Source organism: Candidatus Obscuribacterales bacterium (genome assembly GCA_036703605.1).
In the GTDB taxonomy this organism is placed as follows: Bacteria; Cyanobacteriota; Cyanobacteriia; order RECH01; family RECH01; genus RECH01.
Genome location: DATNRH010001076.1, coordinates 1 through 2,416, shown reverse-complemented (window position 1 = coordinate 2,416; position 2,416 = coordinate 1). Strand labels below are relative to the sequence as shown.

The 2,416-nt window shown below is 55.3% G+C and carries 1 protein-coding gene; it reads right to left on the bottom strand.

Annotation, left to right across the window (positions count from 1 at the left end; translation table 11 throughout):
* Positions 1 to 241: 241 nt before the first annotated feature.
* Entirely contained in the window at positions 242 to 1,429 is a 1,188-nt protein-coding gene (locus V6D20_22035; GenBank protein ID HEY9818464.1) for a hypothetical protein, read from the bottom strand.
* Between the last annotated feature and the right edge of the window lie 987 nt (positions 1,430 to 2,416).

The following is a 2,416-nucleotide window of genomic DNA, read 5'->3' as shown; positions in this document are numbered from 1 at the left end:
CCGGGTGAAGGACTAACTTGGCAGTGACAGCGGCTTCGGCTGTTGGGTTGCTGGGAGACTCGCGGAGAGAGTTGCAGAGGGCTGCAAGAGTGGGAGGCACTGGCGGCAATGGGGCTGCAGGAGGAGGGGGGGGTGCGGGAGGGGCACCAGTGATGGCTACGTTGATGATGTCCTGGAGGGAGCTCATGTTGGAGAGGCCAGGGCACGGACTAACGAGAAACTTAAGTAACGTTAAGGTACTTTAAGAGGGTGGGCGCTTTTGGGCAGGGACTTTTCCGAAGGCTGTGGTTGCGTCTGGGTGTCTGCGAGTGCAAGAGTAGGCAGTTGGACCGTTGTAGAAGTGATCGTGATTGTGAACTTGAGTTGGCCACGGTGGAGGGTTGGAGTCGTTGGGTGGGACAATATCCTGGAAGGCGTGGCGGGGGTCGGCACAAGTAGGGATCGCTCTAGTGGATTCCTCCAATTCGTGGTTGCCTTGGAAGCGAATGTCGTTGAAGTAGTTCCAGTTGGGAACGCGAAGGAGCTGAATGGGAACCGAGAGACCGGCTTGGAGGGCAAGTTCGCGAATGATGAGGTACTGGAAGTCTTGGTTGGCACGGAAGGTGTGGATCGTTGAGAGGAGATCGTTATTGATGTTGCGAAGGCGGTATACATCTTGTTCGAGGTGAGCTACCCGGTTGGCGACAATGAGTTGGTCGACAGCGCTGCTATCCTGCAGAAGTAGGAGTGAGTCCCGAAGAAGTGGGATCGCTAGAGTGTCGAAGGGGGGTAGGTCCTCGCGTAGGCTATTCAGAGCGTTTCGAGAGCGAGTGTGGAGGCTGGTAGCAGCTTGGTCTAAAGGAACGTAGTCACTGCGAATGTCGGCAATGGTAGGGCGGTTGTTGGGACCGGAGTTGGCGACAGTGTAGTTCGGAACTTCGTGAGCGTGGCGGTAGGCGAATCGGTTGCGTAAGGAGGCGTGAGAAGGGTGAATTTCCGGAGCAGCAGTCCACCAGGGTCTTGTATCGCCGTCTAAGGCAAGGTAGGTGATCGGATGTTGGTGTGGGGGAACCGGGGCTTGGTAGTGGAAGAACTCGCGCTGGGTGTACATGTTTGGGTAGACCGAGTGGTTTCGGGCACCAAGGGTTGGAGAGTCGAGATGTAAGGCACGGTCGGCGGCCTGAATATCGAGGATTGGAGGATCTTCGGGAGGAACAGGTGCACTTCGGCCCAGAGTGCTAGAGAGTTCAGCGTGGTTGGGCGGTCTAGTGGCAGCTAGCGGTTGGTGGGGCCTATTGCGCAAAATGGCGGTGTTGAGCTGGAACCGGAGGCGTCGGGGGTGCCTGTGTCGAGCTGCGTTGATGTCGTTGCCAATGCCAGCTTGCGCAATGCCAGAGGGTTGGCGGACTGGGGGCTGTTGAGGATCTTGGGAAACTCGCTGGTGAGACATGGACAGTGGGGTGCTGTTGCAGGCTGGGGGCTAAAGTCGTCCGCAAAATTTGGGCAGAGCTTCTGCGTATGCAGTAGTTGGGGGGGGAGGTATAGTCTTTACCTGACTCGTGCTGAGCAGCACAATTTGCGGTACAAGTGTCTAGGTAGCTGGGCTACAACAGAGAGCACTTTCGCTGAGAGGAGGAATCCGAAGAATCCTGAGGAAGTAGATGGGCGGTGATAGCAAGGGGCAACTCGCACAGCGGCTGTTGCGTGGCAGCCTGAGAGACGACTTGGCAAAGTCGGACTTGGAGACTGACAAACTGCGTGGGCAGTGGGCTGTAGGTGATAGGCAGTGGGGGCCCAGTACCTGTTGTCACAACTTGGGGGACTTGGGGGTCAAGACGAAAAGGATCCACTCGACCGGCGAAGAATTCGCGAGGACTGACGGATAGAGCAGGGCGAAGGGTAATTTCGAGTAAAGTAACAGGTCCTGGGAAGGTTGCTGTAGCTTGTAGTGGCAGATAGTACTGGCACCACAGTAGGCAGTAGGGGACCACTGCTTAAAAACTTGGAGGGCAAGAACTCAAGAAGTATCAGGGATACAATCGCAGGGATGGTATCAGTGGATAGAGCAGGTCGAAGAGTACTGATGAGTGCAAAGACAGGTCCTGGGGATGGATCTGGAGCTTCTACTGGCAATCGGCGTGTAGGCAGTGTAGGCAGTAGGTGACTACTACTTGCTTTAAAAAACTTCGAAGGCAACAACTCAAGAAGGAAGAGACCGGCAACAGATCTGATGGTACCACTGGATAGAGCAGATCAAGGAGTACAGATGAGTGCAAGGACAGGTCCTGAGGAGGTCTCTGTAGCTTCTACTGGCACTCGGCGTTTGAAGTAGCCTGTTAGCCTGTTAGCTTAAAAGCTTAAAAACTCGGAATTCGGGGCAACGTTCGACCGTTCGAACCGAATTCGGCCTAGACTGACTGGATACCTGTCTTCTCCT

Bases quoted from the DNA above. Each gene is read 5' to 3' on its own strand.
- V6D20_22035 (HEY9818464.1), bottom strand. From the start codon at position 1,429: ATGTCTCACCAGCGAGTTTCCCAAGATCCTCAACAGCCCCCAGTCCGC.